Annotated in this window: 2 protein-coding genes; both read left to right on the top strand. The window is 49.0% G+C overall.

Annotated elements, in window-relative coordinates:
- A partial coding sequence (locus D6783_00810; GenBank protein RME53817.1) for a YraN family protein occupies positions 1 to 247 on the top strand: 247 nt, incomplete at its 5' end.
- A 725-nt stretch (positions 248 to 972) separates the two neighbouring features.
- On the top strand, positions 973 to 2,436 hold the full coding sequence (nusA, locus tag D6783_00805) for a transcription termination/antitermination protein NusA (protein ID RME53816.1): 1,464 nt from the start codon (positions 973 to 975) through the stop codon (positions 2,434 to 2,436).
- The last annotated feature ends 90 nt before the right edge of the window (positions 2,437 to 2,526 follow it).

The following is a 2,526-nucleotide window of genomic DNA, read 5'->3' as shown; positions in this document are numbered from 1 at the left end:
TGATCTCATTTGCCAATCCGGCGACGAGATTGTTTTTGTTGAAGTGAAGACGCGCAAGACGGAAACGTTTGGTTATCCCGAAGAATCAGTTACAAGAAAAAAGTTTTCACATATCGCCCAGTCTGGCGAGTTTTACCTTCAACAGACTCACCAGTCAGATATTTCGTGGCGTATTGATGTCGTTGCGATTCAGTTTCACCCTGGGAGTGAACCAGAAATCATTCATTTTCCTGCAGTACGTCTTTAAATCTGTTCTCTAAACATGTTCCTGCCGGGAAGCTTGACAGTGTGTGGTTCAGAAGGTAGGTTGATGTTTCGAGTCGGACGCTTCACGGCGGAACACGGTCTACGACCAGAAGCAGGCGCACGTGATCAGCACAGCTTGAGAGCAAAACACCCCCCTCTCTTTTCCAGGTGTACCTCCGATTGCGCAGGAGCGCGTGGAACTGGCCATGCCGGTGAGAAACTGCGCGCTCTGAGATCAAGCTGATAAAAGGCTGGGGGCCATCATGGGCCTGTCCCTTGTCTGGCGGATTGAGCGATAAGCTCTGGGTCCTCACCGGCATGGCCGGATCCCATTCTCCCAGGCAGGTTTTGTTGGAACCACCAAAGGGGCCAATCAAGAAAAGCTCTCCTCTTCACAGTCGGGAGAGTGACAGTTGCTCGGTGACTCGTCCGCATCGAAGACTGTCCGGATGTTGCGTGCGAAAGCGAAAGAGGCGGAAGGTCATGAGGGTAGACTCCTGCCGTGAAGCGTCCCTCTCCTTTTTCTCCGGGTGTTGACCAGACGAGCGAGTCAGCGCCCGTTTTTTTATAGGCGTCGTGTTCAATATTGACAAACTTCGTCCCGCAAGGTATGATTTGGATGGATTTTGTGAAACCTGTCGGAAACGGCGGGTTTCATTGTTAATAAAATTGCTAGGTGTTCGGTTTCATATGTAAACCTAGAACCTAGAACCTAGAACCTAACGTATGCCATCAGCTATTGAACAAGCAATTCGTCAGATTTGCGATGAAAAAGGCCTTGCTTATGAAAGCGTGATCGAGGCGATTCAGGCAGCGCTTGCCGCGGCTTATCGAAAAGATTTCGGGAATAAGCTTCAGAACATTGAAACAGAATTTAATCCAGAAGATGGTTCTGTTCGCGTGTTTGATGTAAAAACCGTTGTTGAGGACATGGACCTTGAAGAGTTAGAGCGTTTGGAGGAGGAGCGGAAAGCCAAAGCCGAAGCGTTGGCAAAGCAAATCGAGGAAGCGCGCGAAAAAGGGGAAGAATTACCTGCCGTTTCATTTGAAGAAGATGAAGGTCCACGCTTTAATCCCAAAACAGACATCATGCTGAGCGAAGCGAGGAAAATCAAGCCGGATGCAAAGGTTGGCGATATTATTCGAACCGAACTCGATCAGCCACAAGAATTCGGTCGTATGGCGGCAATGACGGCCAAACAGGTTATTATGCAAAAGCTTCGGGAAGCCGAGCGTGAAGTCGTCTTCTCTGAGTTTAAGGAATATGAAGGAACGATCATTAATGGAACTGTTCAGCGTCGGGAGGGCCGGATTGTTCTGGTAGACCTTGGGCGCACAACAGGCATTTTGCGTCCTGAAGATCAGATCCCAACGGAGCGCTACAATCCTGGAGATCGAATCAAGGTGTATGTCCGCTCAGTTACGTTGACAACTCGCGGACCTGAAATTTTACTCTCGCGAGCCTCTGAAGAATTTGTGCGCAAGCTCTTTGAGTTTGAAATTCCGGAAGTTGCCGAAGGGTTGGTAGAAATCAAGTCTATAGCGCGTGAGGCGGGTTCGCGCTCCAAAGTCGCGGTTTGGACAGAAGATGACCAGATTGATCCAATCGGCGCTTGTATTGGCCAACGCGGCACGCGTATTCAAACCATTATCGCAGAACTCGGTGGGGAGAAGGTAGATATTATTGAGTGGAGCGAGGATCCGACAACGTTTATTACAAATGCCCTTTCCCCGGCAAAAATTGATAGAGTGGAACTTAATGAGGAAGAGAAGAGTGCTGTGGTTTTTGTGGAAAGTGATCAGCTTTCTCTTGCAATTGGAAAGGGTGGTCAGAATGTGCGTCTTGCCGCTCACCTTACTGGTTGGAAAATAAACATCTCTGAAATTGGCGCAGAACCTGGTGAAGAACAGGACGAAGCAGGCGTCTCAGAAGATGGGCAGGAAGAGGGTTCAGAAGCACGAGAAGCAGAACAACCAGAAGAGGTGGAGCAAGAACAAGCATCGGCGCCAGCAGAAGAAAGCGAAGTAAATGAGGGGGCCGAGGACGCGGACGAATCAGAAGCATCAGAAGAAGATGATCAAACACCAATACAGGAAGATCAAGAGCAAGCGAGCGACCAAAAAGGAACCGACGAAGAAATAGCAGAAGAGAAACCATCAGACGAAGAATCAGGTGAGGAACGCGAATAAGTATGGGAATTTTTCACACCGTTCTCTACCAACCCCTCCTTAACCTTCTCATGGCTTTATATGCGCTTATCCCAGGCGCCGATATTGGGT

The sequence above is a fragment of the Candidatus Woesearchaeota archaeon genome (genome assembly GCA_003694805.1).
Taxonomy (GTDB): domain Archaea; phylum Nanobdellota; class Nanobdellia; order Woesearchaeales; family J110; genus J110.
The sequence above is the reverse complement of the archived record's forward strand: the minus strand, read 5'-3'. Positions and strand labels throughout refer to the sequence as shown.